The following is a 23892-nucleotide window of genomic DNA, read 5'->3' on the forward strand; positions in this document are numbered from 1 at the left end:
TGGAGGCCGAGATGCTGTCCGAACGTGTGCGAACGATCCTGCTGTCCCTGCCCATGCTGGTGTTGTTCCTCCTGCTGCCCGCCTGCGGCGGCGGAGGCGGCAGCCCCGGGACGCCCGGCCCCTCCCCCACGCCGCCGGGCGCCACCACCGGCAACCTGGCCGTCGTCACGAGCGGCCTGCCCGCCGGCGCCAACGCCTCGGTGCGCGTCACCGGCCCCAACAATTACCAGCAAGACCTGACCGGCTCGCAAACCCTGTCGAACCTGGCCACCGGCAGCTATAGCGTCGCCGCCGCGCCCGTTACCGTGGGCGGCACCACCTACAATCCGTCTCCCGCCACCCAGAGCGCGGTCGTCAGCGCCGGCGGCACCGCCACCGCCACCATCACCTATGGCGGCACGGCCGTGAACATCACCCTGAGCGAAGTCGTGTCCAACCTGGACAACCCGACCTGGCTCACCGCCCCCGCCGGCGACACGCGCCTCTACGTGCTCGAGCGCCCCGGACGCGTGCGCATCGTGGAAAACGGCAGCCTGCTGCCCATCCCCTTCCTCGACATCGGCGCGCGCGTGTTTACCGGCGGCGAAGGCGGCTTGCTGTCGATGGCCTTCGACCCGCAATTCGCCAGCAACCGTTATTTCTACCTCTACTACACCGACCCGCAGCAGAACATCGTCATCGAACGCTTCACGGCCGGCAGCAATCCCAACCTGGCCGATGCCACCTCCGGCCTCGTGATCCTGCGCGTCGCCCACCCGAACTTCACCAACCACTTCGGCGGCCAGGTCGCCTTTGGCCCGGACGGCCATCTTTATTTGGGGACGGGCGACGGCGGCGGCGCCGGCGACCCGGCGGGCAACGGGCAGAACCTGAATGCGCTGCTGGGCAAGCTGCTGCGGGTCGACGTACGCAATGCCACGGCCGGCCAGCCCTATACCATCCCGGCCGGCAATCCCTATGCGAACCAGCCGGGGCGCCGCGCCGAGATCTGGGCGGCGGGCCTGCGCAACCCCTGGCGCTTCAGCTTCGACGGCAGCCAGCTCTACCTCAGCGACGTCGGCCAGGACCGGCGCGAAGAGGTCAATATCGGCGCCGCCGATGCGGTCGGCCTGAACTATGGCTGGAACACGATGGAAGGCACGCTGTGCTACAACGCGGCCACCTGCGACAAGAGCGGCCTCACCCTGCCCGCCTTCGAATACGACCACGGGACCAACGACGCCAACGGCTGCTCGATCACGGGCGGCTTCGTCTACCGCGGCAGCGCGATTCCCGGCCTGGCCGGCAGGTACTTCTATTCGGATTACTGCCGCGGTTTCCTGAAGAGCTTCCTTGCCAGCGGCGGCAACATCACCGAGCAGCGCGAGTGGAACATCGCCGCCATCGGCAATGTGGTCTCCTTCGGGCAGGACGGCCAGGGGGAGCTCTACCTTCTGAGCTCGCGCGGCACCGTCCATAAAATCGTCCGCGCCGCCCAGTAGGAAGTAGAATGACGAGATGGCACGCTTACAGCTCTCCTTCCCCGAAGACCAGTTCTACTATTCGACCCCGATGTCGGTACGGGTCACCGACATCAATGCCGCGAACCACCTCGGCAACGACTCGATGATCTCGATGATCTCCGAGGCGCGGGCGCGTTTCCTGTTCGAGTTCGGCGTCGCCGAGACCGAGCGCGACGGCACCGGCATCATCGTGACCGACCTGGCGACCACCTACCGGGCCGAGGCGCATGCGCGCGACCAGCTGCTGTTCGAGGTCGGCGTCATGGACTTCAACAAGTACGGAGGAGACATCACCTTCCGCATCACCCGCCCGCGCGACCGCAAGCTGATCGCGATGGCGAAGTCCGGCTTCGTCTTCTTCAACTACAAATCGAGCCAGGTCGTGGCGATGCCGGAAGATTTCCGGAACAAGTTCGACCGGGTGAACTGGATCGACTGATCGACCGTCTGTTCGACGCGATCGACGTTCTTGCCCAGGCTGCGCAGGCCCTCCGGCGCCTGCGCCCCGGCCTGCTGCGCGAAGAAGCCGCACAGGGCCAGCAGCAGCCATTGAAGATACTTCATCGCCGTCCGCTCACTTGAAGGCGGCGACGGGGCCGAGCTTGCGCACCAGCGCGATATTGGCCTGCTGCTCGCGGGTCAGCCTGGCCTGCATCTTGGCCGCCTCGGCCTTGCCCGCCATGGCTTCGTGGGCCAGGTACAGCGAAGCGTCGATGAGGGCGTAGCTCGCCAGGCCGTATTCCTTCGGCGACAGGCCGTGCTTTGTCACGATGCTCCTGGCGACCGGCCGTTTTTCAACCGACAGGATGAAGCGCTCGACCGGCAGCTCGCCGTTCTTGCGGTACTTGTCGTCTTCCTTTTCTTCCTCCTCGGTCTGCTCGGGCAGATCGGCCTTTTCCAGCGCCGCATTGGCGGCCTTGACCTTCTGGATCAGGGCGGGGCTCAGGACGAAATGGTCGTCCGGCGTGCCGGCATGGGCGCCGGCGCACAGGGAAAAGGACAGGATGGCGATGGTCTTGCGAAGGATGGTCATGATCGTTTTCTTCTAATTTCTGTTCAGAAGAAATTATAGAAAGCTTCGGTCCCGGCGGGCACCCATGCGCGAGCACTTCCCCCACCTGTGGTGTGCTTCGAAAATTCCTGGAACTTTTCGCATCGATTGCCGGAATACAGGTAAAGATGACGACCATGAGCACTCACGAGACCCCCGACACGGAATTACTGCGCCAGGTGCACGCCGGGCGCGCCGACGCCTTCACGGCGCTCTACCGGCGCCACCAGGGCCCGCTCTACCGCTACGCCCTGATGCGCTGCGGCTCGGGCGACACGGCGGCCGACGTGGTGCAGGAAGCCTTCATGGGGCTGCTCACCGGGCGCTTCCGGTTCGACGCCCTGCGCGGGCAGCTGCAGCACTTCCTGTTCGGCGTGGCGCGCAACCTCATCCTGAAGGCCGAGGAAGGCCGCGGGCGCCATGTGGCCCTGCCGGAGCCCGGCGACGAGGACGGCGAGGTGGAGCTGCCCTGCGAGGGTGCCGAGCCGCTGGTGCGCCTGCTGGGCAACGAGGCGGCCGAGGAGGTGCGGCGTGCCCTGGCGCAGCTGGCCCCGCACTACCGCGACGTGGTCATCCTGTATGAACTGCATGAGCTGTCCTACCTGGAGATCGCGACGGTCTGCCAGGTCGACATCGGCACCGTGCGCTCGCGCCTGTCGCGCGGCCGCGCCGCCCTGGCCAAACGCCTGCAGGCGCATGCCCCTGCGGCGCGGCCGCCATGCCTCACGCATTGAAGGAGTAGATCGAATGGACACCAAGGACAAGGAGGCGCTGCTCGCGCCCCGTCTCGAGCAGCTGCGCGAGGAGCTGGCCACACTGGACACGCCGCGCTGCGTCGAAAAGGAGCTGATGCAGGCCTTCCAGCAAAGGTTTCGCCCGAAGCGTACCTGGTACGGCTTCCTGACCCTGCCCCAGTGGGGCGCGGCCGGCGCGCTGTGCTCGCTGACGGCGATGGCCGTACTGCTGGCCCTGTCGCCACACCAGAGCGTCAGCGTGGGCGGGCCGCCGCTCATCGGCATCGACGGCGGCGCCGCCTTCGTCGCCCTCGACTCGCTCGAACGGATCGAGGCCGAACCGGACGCGCGCCTGGTCGAGGCCGAGGTGCCGCGCACGGCGTTGGCCCCGCTGGGCGTGCCGGTCAGTCCCGACAACGCGGCCGACACCGTGCGCGCCGAGATGCTGGTCGCCGCCGACGGCCAGCCGCTGGCCGTGCGGCTCAGCACGACGAACTGAATCTCCATCGATAACCCCGATCAACCACAAGAGGAAGCCATGACGACCAAGAAGATCCTGATTGCAGCACTGCTGGCCTGCGCCTTCGCGCCGGCCCTCGCGGAAGAATTCGAGATGGAAGACCAGGTGCAGCGCATCGTGACCCGCAGCACCGAAGGCATCGGGCCGCAGCTCGAACACGCGCTCAGTCTCGACGGCAACGCCACCGTCCTGCACCTGGGCCCCGGCAAGCTGGTCAAGAACGCACCCTACAGCGCCGAGATGGTGAGCGAGCGTACCCGGACCCTCGGCGACGGCAACCAGATCGTCAACAAGAGCAGCTCGATGAGCTACCGCGACAGCGCGGGCCGCACCCGCACCGAGACGCGCGGCGCCGACGGCGAAGTGCGCAGCGTGGTGATCCACGATCCGGTCGAGGGCGTGCGCTACATCCTGCGTCCGCGCGACAAGAGCGCGATGAAGATCGTCGCACCGAATGTCTCCGCCATCGCGGCACGTGAACAGGCTCGCGCCGCGGCCGGGGAAGCGCGCGTGGCCGCCGCCGCGGCGCGGGCGGCCCATGCCCAGGCGCGTGTCGCCGGCGAGCAGGCGCGCATCCGGATCGAAGAGCTGCGCAAGGAAGGCAAGCTGGGCGATGGTGAACGCGTGATCATCAAGCAGGTCGAGCGCCGCGGCCCCGGGGACAAGGAGCACAGGGACGTCAATATCCGCATCGCCCAGGTGGGCCCCGGCCCCATGCTCGGCGAACGGCTTGGCACGGCGCTGGAGGACGCGCTCAGCAAGCGCAAGACCGAGACCCGCGACCTCGGCACCCGCGAATTCAATGGCGTGAAGGCGACCGGCAGCGAGCGCAGCTACGAGATCCCGGCCGGCGAGATCGGCAACCGCCTTCCGATCGTGGTCAGCACCGAGACCTGGACCTCGCCCGAATTGCAGGTGGTGGTCTACCAGAAGCGCAGCGATCCGCGCACGGGCGACAGCGTGCTGCGCCTGGAAGACCTGAAACGCGAAGAGCCGGCCGCCGCGCTGTTCACCGTGCCGTCGGACTACACCGTCAAGGATCCGGTCTCCATGGCCAGGGCCCGGGTCGAGAAAAAGACCCGGTAATCCAGGCCGCCCCCAAAAAAATGGCGCCTCCTGGAGGCGCCATTGTTCATTGCAGCGGCCCGATCAGCCGGGTTTCTTCTGCAGGATGGTCTTGTTGAACCATTCGTCGAGCATGCGCTTCTCGTAGCGCAGGCTGTCGGTATCGAAACCGCGTACCGGACGGCTCATGTAGCTCATGTCCGCCAGGCGCGCCTTGCCGCTGTCGATCACCTGGCCATTGGCGCTCAGGGAGTAATTCAGCTCGATGCGCGGCCAGTCCGCGGTGCCCTGCAGCACGCGCAGGTCGCCCCCGGCGCGACGGTTCGGGTATTCGCGGCCAGCCAGGTCGATATCGGTGATCTCGACGGTCAGCTCCTGCCCGGCAGGCAATTCCTTGCCCAGCTTGGCGAAGTGATCGGCCAGGGTGCGCAAGACCTCTTCACGCTCCCAGGGGGTAAAGGGCAGGTCCGAAAACTTGTCGGACTGCACATAATTGACGGTCACACCCGCCGAGACGGCGCCGGCGGCACCCAGCGCGAGCACGGCCGCGAAGGCCGCTTTGCCGATCAAGGATTTCATCGCTTTCCCTTTCAGTGTTCCATATGTCCACATATCGAATATACGCTCTCGACGCAGGCTTTCCAGTCCCCTTTTGTCGAAGTTTTGTATCCATATGTTAGCTCGCGTAAACGAGAACGGCGCCTTGCGGCGCCGTTCCATCCTGCCAGGCTCAGCCAGGCGTGATCAGGACTTCTTCAGGATGGTCTTCTTGAACCATTCCTGGATCATGCGCTTCTCGAAGCGCAGTTCGTCCATTTCGTAGGCGCGCTTCATGATGCGCTGCAGGTAAGCCACGTCGCTGATCTTGGCGTCGCCGCTGTCGAGCACCTGGCCGTTGGCGCTCAGGCTGTACTGCAGCTCGATCAGGGGCCAGTCGTTCTTGCCGTCACGGGAACGGATGTCGCCGCCCGCGCGGTTGCCGCGCACTTCCTGGCCGGACAGGTCGATGTTATAGACATCGAGTTTCAGGACCTGGCCCTTCGGCAGGTCGTCGCCCAATTTCGTGAAATAGGCGGCAATGTCTTCCAGCGTTTTCTTGCGCTGCCAGTCATCCATGGGCAGGTCGGCAAACTTCTCCGGGTTGATATAGTTCACGAACACCTCGGCCGACGCGGCGTTCGCTGCCAGCGCGAATACGGCTGCAATGGCCGCCTTACCCACCATGGATTTCATGTCTCTCCCTTTCTTGTTCAAAATTAATTATTCTGAAATATACGCTCTTTGTGGCAACTGTCCACTATAACTTTTGACAGGGCCGCCCGACCAATGTTAGGCCCCGCACGGGACGTTTTCCGAACTCGGCCGACAATGGGGCAAAGGAGAGCACGCCATGCCCGAAGGACCTTCGCTCTATATCTTGAAGGAGCTGGTGACCGACTTCGTCGGCCAGGACATCGTCCGCGCGGACGCCAATGTACGCGCCATCGACCCGGCCCGATTGATCGGCCAGCACATCCTGGCCATCCGCACCTGGGGCAAGCACCTCCTGATCGAGATGCCCGAACTGGTGCTCCGGGTGCACTTCCTGCTGTTCGGCACCTGGCGCATCAACGAGCGGCGCGAAGGCAAGACCCCGCGCCTGTCGATCGAGACCGCCAGGGGCGACGAACTCAACCTCTATGCCTGCGCGATCAGGGAAATCGACCGCATCGAATACGAGGCCTACGATTTCAGCGCCGACGTCATGTCGGAGAGCTGGGACCCGAAGAAGGCGCGCAAGAAGCTGCGCGCCAGGCCCGACATGCTGGCCTGCGACGCCCTGCTGGACCAGGACATCTTTTCCGGCGTCGGCAACATCATCAAGAACGAGGTGCTGTTCCGGATCCGCGTGCATCCGCTGTCCACGGTCGGGGCCCTGCCCGCGCCCAAGCTGCGGCTTCTCGTGGAGGAAGCGCGTCAATACAGCTTCGACTTCCTGGAATGGAAGCGCCAGTACGTCCTCAAGCAGCACTGGTTGGCGCATGCGAAACGCATCTGCCCGCGCTGCGACATCCCCTTCCACAAGGCCAACCTGGGCCGCTCGAACCGGCGCAGCTTCTACTGCGAACGCTGCCAGAAACGCTATACCTGAGGTGTTTTTGCCGGATTGTCTTTATTCAGGATTCATAGCCTGCGGCAATGTGACATCGTTAACCAACACTTTTCATGTTGCTTGTTGTTAAGGCTCAATAGCCGTACTACAATCAACTTGACTTGCGGCTATTTTTTCCTTTCAGCCGCCTGCTGTTGGAACGTGATCAACCAAGGTAACGGAACCCGTATGTCCTTCCTGTCATCCGCCGCGCCCAAGCTCGCGCCATGGAAAGTGCTGCTCGTCGACGACGAGCCGGACATCCATGACATCACCAAGCTGACCCTGTCGCGCTTCCGCCTCGACGGCCGCGCGCTGACCTTCGTGCATGCCTACAGCGGTCTGGAAGCGAAAGAGGTGCTGGCGCGCGAGAAGGACATCGCGCTGGTCTTCCTCGACGTGGTGATGGAGAACGAGGACAGCGGCCTGGAAGTGGCGCGCTGGATGCGCCAGGACCTGGACAACCAGTTCACCCGCATCGTGCTGCGCACCGGCCAGCCGGGCCAGGCGCCGGAAGAGCGCGTGATCGTCGACTACGACATCAACGACTACAAGGAAAAGACCGAGCTCGATCGCACCAAGCTGTTCACCACCACCTTCGCCGCCCTGCGCGCCTACCGCGACATCATGAAGGTCGAGGACGCGCGCCGCGCCCAGCAGACCTACCGCGAAGGCCTGGAACGCGTGATCGCCGCTTCCACCCACATCTTCCAGCAGCGGAACCTGAAGGACTTCGCCAACGGCCTGCTGCAGCAGGTGGTGGCGCTGCTGCGCCTGGACCAGAGCATGCTGCTGCGCCTGAAGGGCGCCAGCGTGATCACCGGCGAGAGCCAGTACGAGGTGCTGGCCCAGATCGGCGACCTGGCCGGCGAGATCGGCCCGGAACTGGTGGCCCAGCTCGACGACGCCCGCCACAACCGCATCTCGCGCCTGCACGGCGACACCTATGTCGGCTACTTCCCGAACAGCAGCGGCAAGGCCTCGCTGCTGGTCCTGAAAGGGGTGGACGAAATCGCCGAGATCGACGCCCAGCTGCTCGAGGTGTTCTGCTCGGGCGTGGCGATCGCCTTCGACAACATCCTCCTGAACCAGGAGATCACGGACACGCAGGCGGAACTGATCCTGCGCCTGGGCGACGTGGTCGAATCGCGTTCCTATGAAGCCGGCAATCACGTGCGCCGCATGTCGCAGGTGTGCTACATGCTCGCCCAGGCGGACGGCATGCCCGAAGAAGAAGTGGCGACGCTGATGCACGCCGCGCCGATGCACGACGTCGGCAAGATCGCCACGCCGGACGCGGTGCTGCTGAAACCCGGCAAGCTGACCGAGGAAGAGTGGGAGATCATGAAGCAGCACCCCACCGTGGGCCTGCAGATCCTCGACGGTTCCCAGCGCCCGATCCTGAAGGCCGCCGCCGTGATCGCCCACCAGCACCACGAGAAGTACGACGGCAGCGGCTACCCGCAAGGCCTGAAGGGCGAAGCGATCCACCCGTATGCGCGCATCGTCGCGGTGGCCGACGTGTTCGACGCCCTGAGCCACAAGCGCTGCTACAAGGACGCCTGGCCGGCCGAGAAGGTCACCGAACACCTGCGCGAGGTGGCGGGGCACCACCTGGATCCGCACTACGTCGACCTGCTCATCAGGAATATGGACAAGGCGCTGGCGATCAACGAGCAGTGGCCGGATTGAGCTGACGCCGGCATCTCGCCGTTCGTAGGGTGGGCGGGTCTCCCGCCCACGCGTTCAACCAGCGGGAGAATTGCCGCGCAGGCAGCATTACCGTGGTTTGAACGCGCGTGCGGCGAAGCCGCACACCCTACTTTTTGCGCGAACGCGGGAACGTCAGGTGATAGCGCAAGCCTTTCCCAGGCTCGCTTTCCACCCTCACCGTCCCACCCAGCGCCCCCGTCACCAGGTTGTACAGGATATGCGCCCCCAGCCCGCTGCCGCCGCTGCCGCGCTTCGTGGTGAAGAAGGGATCGAACAGCTTCTCCAGCGCCTCCTGGTCCATGCCGGCGCCATCGTCCGCGTAGTCGAAGACGACTTCCCCGCCCTCTTCCTTCACCCGGATGTCGATCTTGCCCGCCTGGTCGCGCTCGAAGCCGTGCACCAGCGAGTTCACCACCATATTGGTGACGATCTGCGAGACCGCGCCCGGGAAGCTGTCCAGCACCAGGTCCTTCGGACAGTCCACGCTCACCTTCACGGGCCGTCCCTTGAGCTTGGGCTGCAGCGACAGCAGCACTTCGTTCAGGTAGGCGCCGAGGTTGAAGTTGCGGATGTCGTCCGAGGACTGGTCCACCGCGACCTGCTTGAAGCTGCGCACCAGCGCCGCGGCCCGCTGGGTATTCGTGGTCATGATGCGCAGCGACTGGTCGACGATGTCGAGGAAGGAGTTCAGGCTGTCCTCGGTCATCTCGCCCGCCGCCAGTTCCTCGCGCGTGAGTTTCAGTTCCTGCACCAGGTGGCTGGTCGCGGTCACGCAGATGCCCAGCGGCGTGTTGATCTCGTGCGCGACGCCCGCCACCAGGCCGCCCAGGGAGGCGAGCTTCTCCTGGCGCACCAGCTCCGCCTGGGCCAGCTGCAAGCGGGTCAGCGCCTCATTGAGCGCCGCGTTCTGTTCTTCCAGCGCTTCTTTCGTCTTGCGGATCTTGCGGTCGGCCTGCATGCGCGCGATCGCCACCGCCACGTGGCTGGCCACGAAGGCGAGCAGGTCGAGGTCGGCCTTTGTATACATGGTCTCCGGGTCGTAGCTTTGCACGACCAGCACGCCGTAGGGCTGTTCGTGGACCAGCATCGGCGCGCCCATCCAGCTGGCGATGCCAAGATGCCCGAGCGGCTCCTTGACCAGGCCATTGGCGACCAAGTGACTGAAACTCGTGGCGTCGTGAAGTTGCGCCTGCTTGCTGGACAGGACATACGAGCACAGGCCCCTGCCGACAGGAAAACGCTTGAGCGGCACTTCTGGATCCTTCTCGTCGACGAAATAGGGAATGCTGATTTCCTGGGTGTCCGGGTGGTAGAGGCCGATCAGGAAGTTCTTCGCCACCATCAGTTCGCCGATGATGGCGTGCAGGCTGGCGCTGAGCAGCTCGGGGTCGAGGGCCTGGGCGGACAGGTCGGCGATCTGGTACAGCGCATGCTGCACCTGCTCGGCGCGGCTGCGTTCGGCCACCTCGTGCGCCAGCGCCGCGGTGCGTTCCTGCACGGCGCGCTCGAGGCGGTCGACGCTCTGCAGGCCCTGCAGCGCATTCGAGACGTGGTTGGCGATCTGCGAGAACAGGGCCTGGTCTTCCTCGCTGTAGGTGACGCCTTTCGTATAGCTCTGGATGACCATGGCGCCCAGCGCCTGCTGGTGGCGGTCGAGCAGCGGCGCGCCCATCCAGTGCTCGGCCGCGCTGCCGTGGCCCCATTGCGCACCGGCTTGCACGAACTCGTCGGCGGTGATCATCAGGCGGCGCTTGTTCACCACCACCCAGGCGGTCGGCGATTTTTCCGGTGAGGCGAGCGGCACCCGCTGGTTCAGGATCGGCACCGCGTCGTCGGCTTCGTCGACGAAGTAGGGGAACCAGATCGTCCCGTCCTCGCGGTCGCACAAGGCCACATAGAAGTTGGCCGCATACATGATGCGACCGAGGGCGCGGTGCACCGCGCCGATGAAGTCGACGATGTCGCTGCAGGTGGTCGAGAGCTCGCCGATTTCGAGCAGCATCGACTGGACCGCTTCCAGCCGGTCGAGACGTTCCATTGCTTCCCCAAGAGTAATTAATGCAACGGGGAAATATTAACAGTTCGTGCCCGCCAGCCGAAGCGCTATGTGGAGGGGTGTGGCTTTTGCCGCCGCTTTTGCCTACCCGCGCGGAGCGCGGAAGTCATTCTCGAACCAGGCGTAGGCCGAGGCCGGGCTCAGCTTGAAGCTGGCCGGTACGCGCACCTTCGCCACCTGCTCGCCCATCTCGTCGGTGGCGGCAAGGATGCCGTAGGGATCGTCGTCGTCCGGCACGATGTCGAGCGTGACCTTCAGCTCGCCCTGCCCGGTCGAGATGGTCGTGTTCTTGTGCAGGATCGCGTGCAAATGCTGTTCGTGGCGGCGGATGACTTCCGACGCCGTCTTGACCAGGGTGTTGAAGGCGTTGACGTCGAGCGGCTTGGGGTTCTTCTTGTCGCGGCCCATGGTCCAGGGTCCGACCAGCGCGGGCTCGGCCTCGCCGTCCTTGTACATGGCGACGGCCCAGCCCTCGTCGTCCTCGTTCTTGATCACGCGCGCGGTCCAGCCGTTGGCCTGCCACAGGCGAGCTTCCTGCACCGGGGCGTCCTCGCCTTCGTGCTCGTGGTCGATGTTGTCGTTCATGGTCGTGTTTCCTCGTGCTTCAAAGCACAGATCATAGAGGAAACCGACCACAGGAAGAAGCGTGATTCGCCCTTTTTATCAGGCAATTCTCGGGCAGCGCCAGCCGGGCCCGGATGGTGGACGTATCGGCGGTCGCACCGGCGTCGGATGCGGGTCGCCCCTGGGAGACGGCAGCTCCCGATTGAAAGGATTGATGATGATCGGCGGGATGGCAGGCGGCGCCGATGGTGGGCCTTTGGGACCGCTGTTGGCTGCTGCGGGATGCAGAACATGGTCCCCCATTTTGTCGATGAATGGATGCATGGGATCCCCCTGTAACAGAGCAGGCTGTCAGTATAGGAGCCCTCGGTGCGAAAGCAATGCCAAAGCGTCACGTTTCGCACGCCGGGTTTCCCCTCTTTATCGCTCGCCGGAACATCTCGGCGCCCGAAAAATGCAGCCTGTCGCAATCCCATGGTTGGTGCAGACGCGTGCGTCTAATCTTCAACCATCGCGAAAGCATATTGAAGACCAACCGACGAGGACCGCCATGAAAACGACCGTAAAAATCATCATCCTGTTCCTGTTTGCCGTGCTGCTGTGGAACATCCTCACCGAGACCGCCGACTTCATGACGGTGAACATCGATGGCGAAGAAATCGGCGGGCCGCTCGGATGGCTGATCGGTCTCGTCTTCGCCGGCGGCGGCGCAGTGATCGCCACGGTGGTGATGCTGTTCGTGGGCCTGGTGCTGGCCGTGGTCTTCGCCGGCGTGGGCGTGATCGTGATCGGCGCGCTGGGCTTCGCGGCGGGTGCGGTGCTGCTGGCGATCTCGCCGCTGCTGTTGCCGCTCCTGATCCCGATCGCGATCGTCTGGTACATGGTGTCCCGCTCGCGCCGCCAGCGCGAACTGAAGCCGGGCGTGCAGCCCGCCGCCTGAGCCCCTTCCGCCCCATCGAACGGCCGGGCTTCCCCGGCCGTATTTACTTTGCGCTGCGCTTGCGGGACTGCCCTGTAGAATCGGGCCATGGTTCTTCAACCGATATGGCGCACATGCGAGCCTTCCCCTCTTCCGACCTGAAACCGAAGCGCCCGTATTCGCCGGCGCGCCTGGCGATCGTGACTGCCGGGCTGATCGCCGCCCTGGGCTTCGTGACGGCTGCGATGCTGTTCGCCAGCTACCAGGATGCGCTGCGCGAACAACAACTCACGCTGCGCAATGTGGCGGTCGCCTTCGCGGCGCAAACGGCCGGTGTGTCCCAGGCCATCGAGGGCGCATCGCTGGGCGCGGCGCGCATGCTGCTGGCGCGTCCGGCAACGCCACAGGCCACGACGCTCGACGATACGCAGGTGCAGGCGGCCCATCCCTATCTGCTGCGCCTCGTGCTCTTCGATGCCGACGGGCGGCTGGCCGGTAGCGTCACTCCGGGCACCAGCAGCCTGGACATGCCCAGCTTTCCGACGCCGCCCGCCGGCGCGCCCGCGCGCCGGATCACGGTCTCGGACGTCGACCGCGTTACCGGCCGCGCGGTCCTGAACTGCATGCATCCCGTGCGCGACCGTGCCGGCCGCCTTGTCGGCACCGTGGTGGCCCAGGTCGATTCGCGGCGCTTCGAACGCCTCTACAACCTGGTCGAACTCGGGCCCGGCGGATCGGTCACCCTGCTGCACCTCGACGGCACCATGCTGGTGCGCGGGCCCGGCTACCCGGCCGGCATCGGCCGCTCCTTCCTCGACACGCCGCTGTTTCGCGAGCAGCTGCCGCGCGCCAGCCGCGGCGCCTTCCAGGCGAACAGCCCGATCGACGGTTCCGCCGGCCTGTACGGCTACGACGTGGTCGAGGGCGCCGACCTGGTCATCATCACCGGCATGAAGCGCGACGTGGCCCTGGCGGGCTGGTTCGGGCGCCTGTGGACGGCCCTGGCCTTCTACCTGCTGCTGTCGGCCGTGCTGGTGCTGCTGGCCTGGCGCGTGGCCCGCGACACGCGCCGCCAGTATCGCCTGGTCGACATGGTGTCGGCCAGCGAGGCGAGGCTGGCCAAGCGTTTCGACTACCTGTCCTCGATCGTCAACGCGATCGGCGCCCCGGTCTGGGTGCTCGACGGCGCGCGCCGCATCGTGCTGGCCAACGATGCCTTCGCCCGCCTGGTGGGACGCCCGCGCGACACCCTGCCCGGCCTGGAGGAGCGCGCGGTGTTCGATGGCGCCGACAGCGACCGCGAGCGCCGCTACGAACAGGTGCTGGCCAACGGGTCCAGCCTGGACGCCGCCGGCTCGGTGCGCGACGGCAGCGGCGAGGCCCGCACCGTGATCCAGCTGACCAGCCGCCTCGCCAGCGAGGACGGCAAGGCCCACCTGGTGAATGTGCTGACCGACATCACCGAGCGCGAGCGGGCCGAGGCCCGCCTGGCCTGGCTCGCCGAATTCGACCCGGTGACGGGGCTGCCGAACCAGCTGCAGTTCTGGCGCCTGCTGGAAGCGCGGATCGCCGCGGCGGCGGGGCGCGAACTGGCGGTCGTCACGCTGGTGCTCGACCGCCTGCACGAGATCATCGACCTGCTCGGCCACGAGGCCGGCAACCGCGCCCTGCGCCAGGTCGCCGAGCTGCTGCGCGACGCCTGTGGCGACACGGCCGTGGTCGCGCACGTGCGCGGCGCCGAATTCGCCTTCCTGCGCGATGCCGCCGAGGGCCGTCCCGGGGTGGAGCGCTTCGCCACCGAACTGCATGCCCTCATGTCCGGCCCCTTGAGGCTCGACGGACGCGATTTCTACCTCGGACCGCGCCTGGGCCTGGCGCTGTTCCCGCACGACGGACAAAGCGCGGACGAGCTGCATCGCAACGCGCAGGGCGCGGCCAGCGGCGCCGGCATCGAGCTCGAGCAGGCCGTGCGCTTCTTTTCCGCCAGCGCGCACTCGGAACTCGGCCGCCGCCTGACCATCGAGGCCCACCTGCGCCGGGCGCTGGAGCGCGGCGAGCTGCGCCTGGTCTACCAGCCCAAGGTCACCGTGCAGGACCAGCGGGTGGTCGGCTTCGAGGCCCTGCTGCGCTGGACCAGCCCGGAACTGGGCGCCGTGTCGCCGGTCGAGTTCATCCCGATCGCCGAACGCACCGGCCTGATCATCCCGATCGGCGCCTGGGCGCTGGAAGAGGCCTGCCGCCAGATGGGCGAGTGGAACACGCGGCTGGGACGGCCGGTCAGGGTGGCGGTCAACCTGGCGCCGCGCCAGCTATACCAGAAGTCGCTGCTCGACACGGTGCGGCGCTGCCTGGACAGATACCGGATCGAACGCGGCTGCCTCGAACTGGAAATCACCGAATCGGCCCTGATGAGCCGCGAAGAGGAAGTGGACGTCCTGATGCACGACATCCGCGCCCTCGGCGTCGACCTTGCGATCGACGACTTCGGCACCGGCTATTCCAGCCTGGCCTACCTGAAGCGCTTCCCGCTGTCGCGCCTGAAGGTCGACCGCGCCTTCGTGCGCGACCTCGGGCGCGACGAGGACAGCGCCGCGATCGCGCTCTCGATCGTCAACCTGGCGCGTGGACTGAAGCTGAAAGTCGTGGCCGAGGGGGTGGAGACGGACACCCAGCTCGGGGTGCTGCGCTCGATGGCCTGCGACGAGTACCAGGGCTTCCTGTTCAGCAAACCGCTCGAGCGCGAGGCGGTGCTGCCGCTGATGGAAGGCGTGCGGGCCTAGCCCGGCAGCGGCGCATGCTGCGCCATCAGCGCGCTCACCCAGTCGATGAAGACGCGCAGCTTGCGGCTCATGTGGCGGTTCGGCGGATACGCAATGTGCAGCGGCATCGGGTCGATGCGCCAGTCCGTCAACAGCGGCGCCAGGCGGCCCGCCAGCGCGTGTTCGCGCGCCATGTAATCGGGCAGCCACAGCACGCCCAGGCCAGCCAGGCCGGCGGTGAGATACGCGTTGCCGTCGTCGATCGACAGGATGTGCGTGCCGCCGACCGTGGCCGTCTCTTCGCCTCGGTGCATGGCGTAGGGAAAGCCGCCGCTCCTGTTCCAGCGAAAACGGACGATGCGATGGTGCGAGTCGACCAGCTCGGCCGGGTGGGCGGGCGTGCCGGCGCGCGCGAGATAGGCGGGCGCCGCATACACGCCCAGGCGCAGCTCGCCGACGCGCCGCGCCACCAGCGAACCATCGAGGATCTCGCCACCACGCACGACGCAGTCGACGTTCTCGCCGATCAGGTCGACCTTGCGGTCGCTGGCGCCCATTTCGAACTGGATTTCCGGGTATTGCGCGTGGAAGGCCGGCAGGGCCGGCACCAGCACCATATTGGCGAAGGGGCTGGGCACGTCGACCCGCAGCTGTCCGCGCGGGGTGGCCGCGTTGCCGGGCAGGCCGATCTCGACGTCCTCGAGTTCCGACAGCAGGCGCGCCACGCGCTCGTAGTAGACGGCGCCGTCCTCGGTGACGTTGACCTTGCGCGTGGTGCGGTTGAGCAGCTTCACGCGCAGGTGGCTTTCCAGCTGCTGCACCAGCTGGGTGACACTGGTGCGGCTCATGTGCAGCGTCTCGGCCGCCCTGGTGAAACTGCCTGCCTCCACCACCCGCACGAATGCACGCATCGCGTCGAACCTGTCCATCCCGCCTCCCGAATTATTTGGATTAGACAAACAGTCCTGACGCGAATCGTCTGTTTATCCGCACAATCCGGAAGACTACCATCCTCCTGCCCTCAACCAAGGAGAAATGCGATGTCAGTACGTGAAGTAGTCTTCCCAGCCGGCCGCCAGGCCCTCTATGAAAAGAACCGCTACTCGCCGGCGGTGAAGTCCGGCGGCTTCCTGTTCGTCTCGGGCCAGGTCGGCAGCCGCGAGGACGGCTCGCCCGAACCGGAACTGGACACCCAGGTGCGGCGCGCCTTCCAGAACCTGAACGCGGTGCTCGGCGCGGCCGGCTGCGGCTTCGCCGACGTGGTCGACGTGACGGTCTTCATCGTCGACCCGGAACAACGCTTCGAACGGATCTGGAGCGTGGCGCAGGAGTTCTGGGGCGAAGCGCCCTACCCGAATGTGACGGCGGTGGGCGTGACCTGGCTGTACGGATTCCAGTTCGAGATCAAGGTGGTGGCGAAGCTACCCGAGCCAGCCAGCGGTCGGAACTAGCTGCCGGGGCGCATCCGCTGGTTTTCCTCACGGATGGCTGCCTTGACCCACTTTCTTTGAATCAGCCCCAAGCTGTCCAGCATGCCGAAGACAAGCAGGCACAGGCCGATGGGAATGAGGATCTTCGTCACCCGTGCGGGCAGGTCTAGTTCGAATGCGGCAAAACTTGTGCCTAGGAACAAAGCGCCGCCAATGAACGCTGCCAATCTCGACCTGAGCAGCCACTTCGTATAATTCGTCATCGCCATTCGTCGTAGCCGATGGTGCGGACTCAGGCAGCCTTGCCGGCCACGTACTGCTCGTAGCCGCGCGCGCGCAGTGCGCAGGCGGGGCAGGTGCCGCAGCCATGGCCCCAGGCGTGGGCCGCGCCGCGCTCGCCCAGGTAGCAGGTGTGGGTGTCGAAGCGGATCAGATCGACCAGCGCCGAACCGCCGCAATCCTCGGCCAGCTGCCAGGTCTGGGCCTTGTCGATCCACATCAGCGGCGTCTCGACCTTCAGGCGCGTCGCCATGCCGAGATTGAGGACCACCTGCAGCGCCTTCATGGTGTCGTCGCGGCAGTCCGGGTAGCCCGAAAAATCGGTCTCGCACATGCCGCCCACCAGCACGTTCAGGCCGCGGCGGTAGGCCACGGTCGCCGCCACCGTCATGAACAGGAGGTTGCGGCCCGGGACGAAGGTGTTCGGCAGGCCGTTTTCCTGCATCGCGATGGCCACGTTGCTGGTCAGGGCCGTGTCCGAAATCTTCGAGATCAGGCCCAGGTCGATCATGTGGTCCTCGCCCAGGCGCGCATCCCACCCGGGGTTCAGTGCGCGCATTTTCGCCAGCAGCGCGGGGCGCACCTCCAGTTCGATCGCATGGCGCTGGCCGTAGTCGAAGCCGATGGTCTCCACGCGCGCATAGCGCTGCAAGGCCCAGGCCAGGCAGGTGGTGGAGTCTTGGCCCCCGCTGAAGAGGACGAGTGCGGTGTCTTGCGATTGCATGATCGTGTTCCGAAAGGTGGACAGGAGAACCGCGCATTCTGGCATAAAACCGGGTCAATCGTGCGGCGCCAGTGGCGCACGCAAGACTCAGCAGTCCGTCGTCGTTTTTGCCAATCCGTTAAGATTGCCATGAAATTCTTCGTCGGAGTGTCATGTTGCTTGTCAGATCGATCCCCTGCCGCCTGCTGCCCCTTTCCCGTCTCCTGATGGGGATAGGCGCTTTGCTCTTCGCGACCGCATTGCACGCCCAGGGCATCGACTACCAGGTCCGCATCGACGCGCCGCGCCAGCTGGAAAACATGCTGGAAGAAAACCTCGACCTGATGCGCTGGCGCGGCAACCCGCGTGTCGACATGGAGCAGCTGCAGCGCCTGGTCAAGGAAGCGCCGGCCCAGGCCAAGACCTTCATCGCCACCGAAGGCTATTACTCGCCCAAGATCTCCGCCGGCCTCGATACCAGCGGCAGCCGTCCCGTGGCGCGCGTGATCGTCGACCCGGGCGAGCCGACCGTGGTCGGCGACGTCGACCTGGTGCTGCAGGGCTTCGCCCCGCTCGACGAAGGCGCGGCGCCCTTCGACGCGGCCGCCCTGCGCCAGCGCTGGCAGCTGCCGGTGGGCGCGCGTTTCCGGCAGGCCGACTGGGAAGCCGCCAAGCGCGAGCTGCTGCGCGACGTGGCGCAGCGGCGCTTCCCGCGCGCGCGCCTGGTCGAGACCAGCGCCACCGTCGACCCCGACGAACGCCGCGCCCTGCTCCACGTCGTGATCGACAGCGGCCCCGAGATGCGCTTTGGCGAGCTGCGCATCCGCGGCCTGAAGCGCTATCCGCGCGAGGTCATCACGAATCTCAACCGCATCAAGCCCGGCGACGAATACAGCGAGGCCGCACTGCAGGCCCTGCAATCGCGCCTGCAGGACACCGGCTACTTCAGCAGCGTGGAGGTCAGCGCCGACATGCGCGCCGTGCTCAATGCCGAGATCCAGGACCTGAAGGACGGCGACAACGATGCCGACGGCGACCCCACCACGGTGGAGCCGTCCACCGGCCCCACCGTGCTGCCGGTGCTGGTGCGCGTCACCGAGAACAAGCGCAAGAACGTCGAGGTCGGTCTCGGCTTCTCGACCGACACCGGCGGGCGCGCCCAGGCCAGCTACGACGACCTGAACGTGTTCGGCAAGCGCATGAAGAGCGACATCATCTACGAACAGAAACGCCAGACCGCGCGCGTCGATTTTTATTGGCCGACCACGCCCAAGGGCTATAACGACAGCGTCGGCGCCGGCGTCGAGCGCAACGACGTGCGCGGCGAGATCACCACCCTGGCCACCGTGGCCGCGCGCCGCCAGTGGGGCTCGCCGCTGCTCGAGCGCAGCCTGACCCTCGAAGCCCTGGTCGAGAAACGCGAAGTGCCGCCGAAGGAGCCGACGACGACGCGCAGCCTGCCGCTCACCTACAGCATCACCAAGCGCCGCCTGGACAGCCTGATCCAGCCGACCAACGGCTATGTGCTGCAGGGCCAGCTGGGCGGCGCGCTGCTGCCGATCCTGACCGATGAAAAATTCCTGCGCCTCTACCTGCGCGGCCAGATGTTCAAGCCGCTGGGCGAATCCGGCACCCTGGTCCTGCGCGGCGAATTCGGCGGCGTGGCGGCCAAGGACAAGCTGGGCGTGCCCTCCACCTTCCTGTTCCGCGCCGGCGGCGACCAGTCGGTGCGCGGCTACGGCTACCGTGAGCTGGGGGTGCGCGAGAACGGCGCCATCGTCGGCGGCAAGTACATGATCACCGCGAGCGCCGAGTATCAGTATTATTTCCGCCCACCATGGGGCGTGGCCGTGTTCTACGACGCCGGCAACGCCGCCGACAAGGTCGGCGACCTGAAACCGAAATCCGGCTTCGGCGTGGGCGCGCGCTGGCGCAGCCCGGTCGGCCCGATCAACGTCGACCTGGCCTATGGCCACGCCGTCAAAAAGGCGCGCCTGCACTTCTCCCTGGGATTCACCTTCTGATGGATACGAACGACACACCCCCGCCGACCACGGAGCCCGCGGCGAAACCACGCCGCTGGCCGCGCCGCGTCGCCATCGGCGTCGTCGTGACCGGCATCCTGGTGGGCGGCACGCTCTGGTACCTGGGCCGCGAGACCACGCTGCAGATGATCGCGCAGAAGGTCGCGGCCTCCACCGGCGGCAAGCTCACGCTGACGGGCGTGCGCGGCTCGCTGTACGGCGCCATGCACATCGACCGCGTCGTGTGGCGCACCGACGAGCAGCTCATCGTCGCCAACACGATCGACCTGCGCTGGTCGCCCGCGCAGATCGTTTCGCGCGGCATCCTGGTCGACGAGCTGCGCGCGGCCAGCCTGCGCGTCGAGACGCTCAAGGAGTCCGAGGAAAAGAGCACCATGCCGGTGAAGCTGGCGCCGCCCTTCCCGGTCTCGATCGACGACGCCCGCCTGGACCAGGCGGTGTTCGTGTCCAAGGGCGCGGAAACGCGCATCGACAATATCCGCCTGCGCCTGGAAGGCAACAAGCAGCGCTGGGAAGTGCGCGACGCCGCCGCCGTGACGCCCTGGGGCGATGTGGCGGCAAATGGCAGCATCGGCGCCCAGCGTCCCTTCAAGCTCGATGCCACCGCCAGCCTGACGCAGTCGAAGGCCAAGGCCGGCGCTCGAGCGGCCCAGCTGCGCCTGAAGGTCGGCGGCGACCTGGAAACCACGCTGGTGGACGCCAACGGCCAGGCCGGGCGCGCGACGGGCGACGCCCGCTTCGTGCTCTCGCCCTATGCCGATATCCCGCTGCGCGAGATGCGCATCAACGGCCGCAACGTCGATCCGGGCTTCTTCAACCCTTCGCTGCCGACGGCGGATCTCACCTTCGCCATCGCCGGCAAGCTGGACGAGAAGCGCAACATCAGCGGCCGCGTCGACATCACGAACGATGGTCCGGAAGGCACCATCGACCAGCAGCGCCTGCCGCTGCGCAGCATGCGCGGCCAGCTAGGCGGAAGCCTGGATGCCCTGCAGGTATCCGACGTGCTGATGGACTTCGGCGCGGCCGGCCGCTTCACCGGGACGGGCGGCGTGCAACGGGGAGCGGACGAGGAAGGCATCGGCACCGCGCGCTTCGCCCTGCACACCGAGCGCTTCGACCTGAAGGGCATCCATTCCACGATGAAGCCCACCGCGATCCGCGGCGACATCCAGGTGAGCAATGCCGCCGACGTCCAGACCCTGCAGGCCAACCTGGCCGACAAGGCGATGCGCCTGACGGCCCTGGCGACGCTGGAAAAGAACGTGGTGACGGTGCGCGAGGCGCGCTTGTCCTCCGGCGGCAGCCGTGTCGACGTCACCGGCAACATGAACCTGCTGGACGACAAAGCCTTCAAGGCCAGCGCCACGGCGAGCCGCTTCAACCCGGCCAACTTCGGCAACTTCCCGCAGGCCGACATCAACGCCAGCGTCAACGTGGCCGGGGCGCTGGCTCCGGCATGGCGCGTGGACGCCGATTTCGCCGTGCGCCGCAGCCGCCTGTTCGACCAGGCCCTGAGCGGCGAAGGCAAGCTGCACGCCGATGCGAAGCGCATCAGCGGCATCGACGCCAGCCTCGCCCTCGGCCAGAACACGGCGGCACTCAAGGGCGCCTTCGGCGGCGCGGGCGACCGCCTGACCTGGCGCCTGGATGGCCGCCAGCTCTCGGCCGCGCGCAGCGACCTGTATGGGGCCATCAATGCCAGCGGCGTGGCGACCGGCACCATGCAAGCCCCACGCACCACCTTCGAAGTCAATGCCGACAACCTGGGCTGGGTCGCGGCGCAGCGCAAGAACGCCAACGGCAGCCTGCGCGCCAGCGGCGAGGCCTGGCTGGCCGGCAGCGAAGGCGCCCGCTTCGTCGAAGCGAAGGTGAGCGGCACGGCGCAGCGTTTCAACCCGGCCGCCTTCGGCTCGCCGCTCGCCGGTTGGATCAACGGCAGTTTCGACGCGAGCGGCCGCAGCGGCGCCGACTGGCGCGGCGCACTGGACCTGCGCGTGCAGGACTCGACGTTGTCGAACTCGCCGCTGTGGGGCCATGCGAAACTCACGGCCGACCGCCGCCACGTATCGAATGCCGACGTCGACCTGCACGTGGGCGCCAACCTGGTCGCCGCCAAGGGCAGCTTCGGGCTTGGCGCCGACCAGCTGGCCTGGCGCATCGACGCGCCGCAGCTGGCGGCGCTCGGCCAGGACTACGGCGGCCTGCTGCGCGGCCAGGGTACCTTGTCCGGCACCATGGACACGCCTTCTCTTACCGCGGCGCTGGAAGGCCAGAACCTGCGCCTGATGGGCACCCACAACATCCGCTCGCTGCGCGCCAGCGCCAACATCGGCTCCGGCCGCGGCGCGCGTGACGCGATTGCGACCGACATCCAGGTGCTTGACTACGTGAGCGGCGAGACACGCGTCGCTTCCGCCAGCCTGAAGACCGAGGGCACCCGCGGCGCGCATACCCTGCGGGCGGCCGCCGTCGGCGACGCTTTCGACGCCAACGTCGAGGTGCGCGGCGGCCTCAAAGGCGACACCTGGAGCGGCACGCTGGCCGCCATGCAGAACCGCGGCCGCTACGCGATGACGCTGCAGGCGCCGGTCCCGCTCACCATCGCCGGCCCCAGGGGCAGCGGCGTCATGGGCCTGGCGAAGCCGGAAAGCATCGCCTTCAATGGCGCCGTGGTGCGCCTGCCGGCCGGCAGCGTCACGGTCGACTCGCTGGTCAAGAACGGCCCGCGCTGGGCTAGCCGCGGTCATGCGGACAACGTGCCGCTCACCTATCTCGCCCAGTTCTCGCCCGCGATCCGCGACAACGCGCGCGGCGACCTCACCCTGGGTGCGCAATGGGCCCTCGACCTGCGCACGGCCACCGCCACCGGCGGCGCGCCGGCGCTGGACGGCATGGTCCACGTGTTCCGCGAAAAGGGCGACGTGATCGCCGGCGGCGACAGCCCGGTGCCGCTCGGCCTGCGCACGCTGGACGCGCGCGCCGACGTCACCGGCGGCGCCCTGCGCGTGAAGGTCGCGCTCGACGGCACACGCACCGGCACCGCGAGCGTCGAAGGCTCGGCCCAGCTGATCCAGGGCCGCCTGGACCGCGACAGCCCCATGCGCATGACGGCCAACGCCAATATGGGCTCGATCGCCTGGCTGGCGTCCTTCGCCGGCCAGTCCGGCCTGGAGCTGGACGGCGCGCTGCGCCTGGCCCTCACCGGCTCCGGTACCATCGGCACGCCGCGCCTGGACGGCAGCGTGCAGGGCGACAAGCTCGCCGTGCGCTGGCCCGAGCAGGGCGTGCGCCTGCAGAACGGCGAGCTGCGCGCCAACCTGGCTGGCGACCAGCTGAACCTGCAGCGCCTCTACTTCCAGGGCCGCCAGGGCAGCGCCTCGGCCGACGGCTCGCTGCGCTTCTCCAGCGGCCTGGCCGCGGCCGACCTGCGCCTCACCCTCGACAAGCTCGAAGCGCTGTCGCGCCCCGACCGCACCGTGGTCCTGAGCGGCAAGGCGTCCCTCGTGCGCGACAGCGAACGCTTCGCCCTGGAGGGCAATGTGCGCGCCGACCGCGCCCTGATCGAATTCGCGCCCCAGGGCCGCCCGACCATGTCGGACGACGTGATCGTGCTGGGCCAGGGCGGCGCCAAACCCGTCGCCTCGAACAGGAAGGAAGAGCTGCCGCTCACCATCGACCTGCGCGCCGACCTGGGCGAGGAATTCAAGCTGCGCGGCCTCGGCATCGATGCGACCCTGGCCGGCAACGTCCGCGTGCGCAAGGTCGGCGCCGGCGCCCCGCGCGTGAACGGCACCATCCGCGCCGTCGAAGGCGACTACGCGGCCTACGGCCAGAAGCTCGCCATCGAGCGCGCCGTCATCACCTTCAGCGGCCCCTACGACAACCCGGCCCTCGACGTGCTCGCGGTGCGCAAGCGCCCCGAGGGCGAGCAGCTGTCCGAGACGAATGTGGAAGCCGGCGTCCGGGTGCGCGGCACGGCCCAGTCGCCGCAGGCGCAGCTGGTGTCGACGCCGAACGTGCCGGACAGCGAGAAGCTGTCCTGGCTGGTGCTCGGCCACGGCATGGAAGGTACGAGCGGCAACGAGAAAGATGTGCTGGCGGCCGCGGCGGCCGCCCTGCTCGGCGGCAAGGGCGGCACCGGCGGCATCACGCAAAAGCTGGCCACCTCGCTCGGGGTGGACGAGCTCGGCCTGAAGCAGGCCAACGGTACCGCGACCGGCCTGGAGAGCACGGTGGTGACGGTCGGCAAGCGTATCTCCTCGCGCGCCTACCTCAGCTTCGAGCAGGGCGCGACCACGGCCTCGAGCCTGGTGCGCCTGCGCTACAAGTGGAGCCCGAAGATCACGCTGCAGTTCCAGACCGGCACCAATACCGCGCTGGACGTGCTGTATTCCTGGGCCTTCGACTGATCGAACCGG

At 67.0% G+C, this 23892-nt stretch carries 21 protein-coding genes; 12 read left to right on the top strand and 9 right to left on the bottom strand.

Annotated elements, in window-relative coordinates; genetic code table 11:
* Positions 1-11: 11 nt before the first annotated feature.
* Both NX780_RS16780 and NX780_RS16785 read left to right on the top strand, forming a co-directional pair.
* Positions 12-1481 (top strand): PQQ-dependent sugar dehydrogenase, encoded by a 1470-nt coding sequence (locus NX780_RS16780; protein ID WP_258829023.1) that lies wholly within the window; start codon positions 12-14, stop codon positions 1479-1481.
* Positions 1482-1497: 16 nt separating this feature from the next.
* The gene (locus tag NX780_RS16785; RefSeq protein ID WP_258829024.1) at positions 1498-1941 is read left to right on the top strand and encodes a thioesterase family protein; all 444 of its coding nucleotides are present in this window, start codon (positions 1498-1500) and stop codon (positions 1939-1941) included.
* On the opposite strand, the gene NX780_RS16790 is transcribed toward NX780_RS16785, so the two are convergent.
* Both NX780_RS16790 and NX780_RS16795 read right to left on the bottom strand, forming a co-directional pair.
* Positions 1866-2066 (bottom strand): hypothetical protein, encoded by a 201-nt coding sequence (locus NX780_RS16790; protein WP_258829025.1) that lies wholly within the window; start codon positions 2064-2066, stop codon positions 1866-1868. The two genes, NX780_RS16785 and NX780_RS16790, sit on opposite strands and share 76 nt — an antisense overlap.
* A gap of 10 nt (positions 2067-2076) precedes the next feature.
* Positions 2077-2535, bottom strand: a complete 459-nt coding sequence (locus NX780_RS16795) for a hypothetical protein (RefSeq protein ID WP_258829026.1) — start codon at positions 2533-2535, stop codon at positions 2077-2079.
* A 155-nt stretch (positions 2536-2690) separates the two neighbouring features.
* On the opposite strand from NX780_RS16795, the gene NX780_RS16800 reads away from it, so the two are divergent.
* Genes NX780_RS16800 through NX780_RS16810 form a run of 3 tightly spaced genes read left to right on the top strand, consistent with a single transcriptional unit; the run spans position 2691 to position 4893 of the window.
* Positions 2691-3287, top strand: a complete 597-nt coding sequence (locus NX780_RS16800) for an RNA polymerase sigma factor (RefSeq protein WP_258829027.1) — start codon at positions 2691-2693, stop codon at positions 3285-3287.
* 13 nt (positions 3288-3300) lie between these two features.
* The gene (locus NX780_RS16805; RefSeq protein WP_258829028.1) at positions 3301-3786 is read left to right on the top strand and encodes a hypothetical protein; all 486 of its coding nucleotides are present in this window, start codon (positions 3301-3303) and stop codon (positions 3784-3786) included.
* Between the two features lie 39 nt (positions 3787-3825).
* The gene (locus NX780_RS16810; protein ID WP_258829029.1) at positions 3826-4893 is read left to right on the top strand and encodes a hypothetical protein; all 1068 of its coding nucleotides are present in this window, start codon (positions 3826-3828) and stop codon (positions 4891-4893) included.
* Between the two features lie 63 nt (positions 4894-4956).
* Here NX780_RS16810 and NX780_RS16815 read toward each other — a convergent pair whose 3' ends face one another.
* Together NX780_RS16815 and NX780_RS16820 are read right to left on the bottom strand one after the other, a co-directional pair.
* Complete coding sequence (locus NX780_RS16815; RefSeq protein ID WP_258829030.1) at positions 4957-5451, bottom strand: DUF3016 domain-containing protein; 495 nt, start codon at positions 5449-5451, stop codon at positions 4957-4959.
* Positions 5452-5616: 165 nt separating this feature from the next.
* The gene (locus NX780_RS16820; protein WP_258829031.1) at positions 5617-6105 is read right to left on the bottom strand and encodes a DUF3016 domain-containing protein; all 489 of its coding nucleotides are present in this window, start codon (positions 6103-6105) and stop codon (positions 5617-5619) included.
* Positions 6106-6262: 157 nt separating this feature from the next.
* Between NX780_RS16820 and NX780_RS16825 the strand changes: the two genes are divergently transcribed.
* Together NX780_RS16825 and NX780_RS16830 are read left to right on the top strand one after the other, a co-directional pair.
* Complete coding sequence (locus NX780_RS16825) at positions 6263-7003, top strand: DNA-formamidopyrimidine glycosylase family protein (RefSeq protein ID WP_258829032.1); 741 nt, start codon at positions 6263-6265, stop codon at positions 7001-7003.
* A 189-nt stretch (positions 7004-7192) separates the two neighbouring features.
* Positions 7193-8695 carry an HD domain-containing phosphohydrolase gene (locus NX780_RS16830; protein WP_258829033.1) on the top strand — a complete coding sequence of 501 codons (1503 nt, stop codon included), beginning with the start codon at positions 7193-7195 and terminating at the stop codon, positions 8693-8695.
* A gap of 127 nt (positions 8696-8822) precedes the next feature.
* On the opposite strand, the gene NX780_RS16835 is transcribed toward NX780_RS16830, so the two are convergent.
* Together NX780_RS16835 and NX780_RS16840 are read right to left on the bottom strand one after the other, a co-directional pair.
* Positions 8823-10754, bottom strand: coding sequence for a GAF domain-containing sensor histidine kinase (locus NX780_RS16835; protein WP_258829034.1), 1932 nt, complete (start codon positions 10752-10754; stop codon positions 8823-8825).
* A 102-nt stretch (positions 10755-10856) separates the two neighbouring features.
* Positions 10857-11357 (bottom strand): hypothetical protein, encoded by a 501-nt coding sequence (locus tag NX780_RS16840; protein WP_258829035.1) that lies wholly within the window; start codon positions 11355-11357, stop codon positions 10857-10859.
* A gap of 529 nt (positions 11358-11886) precedes the next feature.
* On the opposite strand from NX780_RS16840, the gene NX780_RS16845 reads away from it, so the two are divergent.
* Both NX780_RS16845 and NX780_RS16850 read left to right on the top strand, forming a co-directional pair.
* Positions 11887-12276 (top strand): hypothetical protein, encoded by a 390-nt coding sequence (locus tag NX780_RS16845; protein ID WP_258829036.1) that lies wholly within the window; start codon positions 11887-11889, stop codon positions 12274-12276.
* Positions 12277-12389: 113 nt separating this feature from the next.
* The gene (locus NX780_RS16850; RefSeq protein WP_258829037.1) at positions 12390-15035 is read left to right on the top strand and encodes a bifunctional diguanylate cyclase/phosphodiesterase; all 2646 of its coding nucleotides are present in this window, start codon (positions 12390-12392) and stop codon (positions 15033-15035) included.
* Here NX780_RS16850 and NX780_RS16855 read toward each other — a convergent pair.
* Positions 15032-15943 (bottom strand): LysR family transcriptional regulator, encoded by a 912-nt coding sequence (locus tag NX780_RS16855; RefSeq protein ID WP_258829038.1) that lies wholly within the window; start codon positions 15941-15943, stop codon positions 15032-15034. The genes NX780_RS16850 and NX780_RS16855 overlap by 4 nt on opposite strands.
* 111 nt (positions 15944-16054) lie before the next feature.
* On the opposite strand from NX780_RS16855, the gene NX780_RS16860 reads away from it, so the two are divergent.
* Positions 16055-16465 carry a RidA family protein gene (locus NX780_RS16860; RefSeq protein WP_258829039.1) on the top strand — a complete coding sequence of 137 codons (411 nt, stop codon included), beginning with the start codon at positions 16055-16057 and terminating at the stop codon, positions 16463-16465.
* Here the strand turns inward: NX780_RS16860 and NX780_RS16865 are convergent.
* Positions 16462-16707, bottom strand: a complete 246-nt coding sequence (locus NX780_RS16865) for a hypothetical protein (RefSeq protein WP_258829040.1) — start codon at positions 16705-16707, stop codon at positions 16462-16464. The genes NX780_RS16860 and NX780_RS16865 overlap by 4 nt on opposite strands.
* A gap of 29 nt (positions 16708-16736) precedes the next feature.
* Positions 16737-17447 (bottom strand): 7-cyano-7-deazaguanine synthase QueC, encoded by a 711-nt coding sequence (queC, locus tag NX780_RS16870; protein ID WP_258829041.1) that lies wholly within the window; start codon positions 17445-17447, stop codon positions 16737-16739.
* Positions 17448-17599: 152 nt separating this feature from the next.
* Here queC and NX780_RS16875 point away from each other — a divergent pair, with 152 nt between their 5' ends.
* Both NX780_RS16875 and NX780_RS16880 read left to right on the top strand, forming a co-directional pair.
* The gene (locus NX780_RS16875; protein WP_258829042.1) at positions 17600-19450 is read left to right on the top strand and encodes an autotransporter assembly complex protein TamA; all 1851 of its coding nucleotides are present in this window, start codon (positions 17600-17602) and stop codon (positions 19448-19450) included.
* Positions 19450-23883: a translocation/assembly module TamB domain-containing protein gene (locus tag NX780_RS16880; protein WP_258829043.1), complete on the top strand. Its 4434-nt coding sequence runs from the start codon at positions 19450-19452 to the stop codon at positions 23881-23883. The genes NX780_RS16875 and NX780_RS16880 overlap by 1 nt, the downstream gene beginning before the upstream one ends.
* Positions 23884-23892: the final 9 nt, after the last annotated feature.

This window comes from Massilia agri (genome assembly GCF_024753255.1).
GTDB lineage: Bacteria > Pseudomonadota > Gammaproteobacteria > Burkholderiales > Burkholderiaceae_D > Telluria > Telluria agri.

What these genes read in the sequence shown, in the direction of transcription:
- NX780_RS16875 (WP_258829042.1), top strand. Translation starts at nt 17,600, where the DNA reads ATGTTGCTTGTCAGATCGATCCCCTGCCGCCTGCTGCCCCTTTCCCGT.
- NX780_RS16840 (WP_258829035.1), bottom strand. Translation starts at nt 11,357, where the DNA reads ATGAACGACAACATCGACCACGAGCACGAAGGCGAGGACGCCCCGGTG.
- NX780_RS16860 (WP_258829039.1), top strand. Translation starts at nt 16,055, where the DNA reads ATGTCAGTACGTGAAGTAGTCTTCCCAGCCGGCCGCCAGGCCCTCTAT.
- NX780_RS16810 (WP_258829029.1), top strand. Translation starts at nt 3,826, where the DNA reads ATGACGACCAAGAAGATCCTGATTGCAGCACTGCTGGCCTGCGCCTTC.
- NX780_RS16865 (WP_258829040.1), bottom strand. Translation starts at nt 16,707, where the DNA reads ATGACGAATTATACGAAGTGGCTGCTCAGGTCGAGATTGGCAGCGTTC.
- NX780_RS16815 (WP_258829030.1), bottom strand. Translation starts at nt 5,451, where the DNA reads ATGAAATCCTTGATCGGCAAAGCGGCCTTCGCGGCCGTGCTCGCGCTG.
- NX780_RS16825 (WP_258829032.1), top strand. Translation starts at nt 6,263, where the DNA reads ATGCCCGAAGGACCTTCGCTCTATATCTTGAAGGAGCTGGTGACCGAC.
- NX780_RS16830 (WP_258829033.1), top strand. Translation starts at nt 7,193, where the DNA reads ATGTCCTTCCTGTCATCCGCCGCGCCCAAGCTCGCGCCATGGAAAGTG.
- NX780_RS16820 (WP_258829031.1), bottom strand. Translation starts at nt 6,105, where the DNA reads ATGAAATCCATGGTGGGTAAGGCGGCCATTGCAGCCGTATTCGCGCTG.
- queC (WP_258829041.1), bottom strand. Translation starts at nt 17,447, where the DNA reads ATGCAATCGCAAGACACCGCACTCGTCCTCTTCAGCGGGGGCCAAGAC.
- NX780_RS16835 (WP_258829034.1), bottom strand. Translation starts at nt 10,754, where the DNA reads ATGGAACGTCTCGACCGGCTGGAAGCGGTCCAGTCGATGCTGCTCGAA.
- NX780_RS16850 (WP_258829037.1), top strand. Translation starts at nt 12,390, where the DNA reads ATGCGAGCCTTCCCCTCTTCCGACCTGAAACCGAAGCGCCCGTATTCG.
- NX780_RS16800 (WP_258829027.1), top strand. Translation starts at nt 2,691, where the DNA reads ATGAGCACTCACGAGACCCCCGACACGGAATTACTGCGCCAGGTGCAC.
- NX780_RS16790 (WP_258829025.1), bottom strand. Translation starts at nt 2,066, where the DNA reads ATGAAGTATCTTCAATGGCTGCTGCTGGCCCTGTGCGGCTTCTTCGCG.
- NX780_RS16855 (WP_258829038.1), bottom strand. Translation starts at nt 15,943, where the DNA reads ATGGACAGGTTCGACGCGATGCGTGCATTCGTGCGGGTGGTGGAGGCA.
- NX780_RS16795 (WP_258829026.1), bottom strand. Translation starts at nt 2,535, where the DNA reads ATGACCATCCTTCGCAAGACCATCGCCATCCTGTCCTTTTCCCTGTGC.
- NX780_RS16805 (WP_258829028.1), top strand. Translation starts at nt 3,301, where the DNA reads ATGGACACCAAGGACAAGGAGGCGCTGCTCGCGCCCCGTCTCGAGCAG.
- NX780_RS16785 (WP_258829024.1), top strand. Translation starts at nt 1,498, where the DNA reads ATGGCACGCTTACAGCTCTCCTTCCCCGAAGACCAGTTCTACTATTCG.
- NX780_RS16780 (WP_258829023.1), top strand. Translation starts at nt 12, where the DNA reads ATGCTGTCCGAACGTGTGCGAACGATCCTGCTGTCCCTGCCCATGCTG.
- NX780_RS16845 (WP_258829036.1), top strand. Translation starts at nt 11,887, where the DNA reads ATGAAAACGACCGTAAAAATCATCATCCTGTTCCTGTTTGCCGTGCTG.
- NX780_RS16880 (WP_258829043.1), top strand. Translation starts at nt 19,450, where the DNA reads ATGGATACGAACGACACACCCCCGCCGACCACGGAGCCCGCGGCGAAA.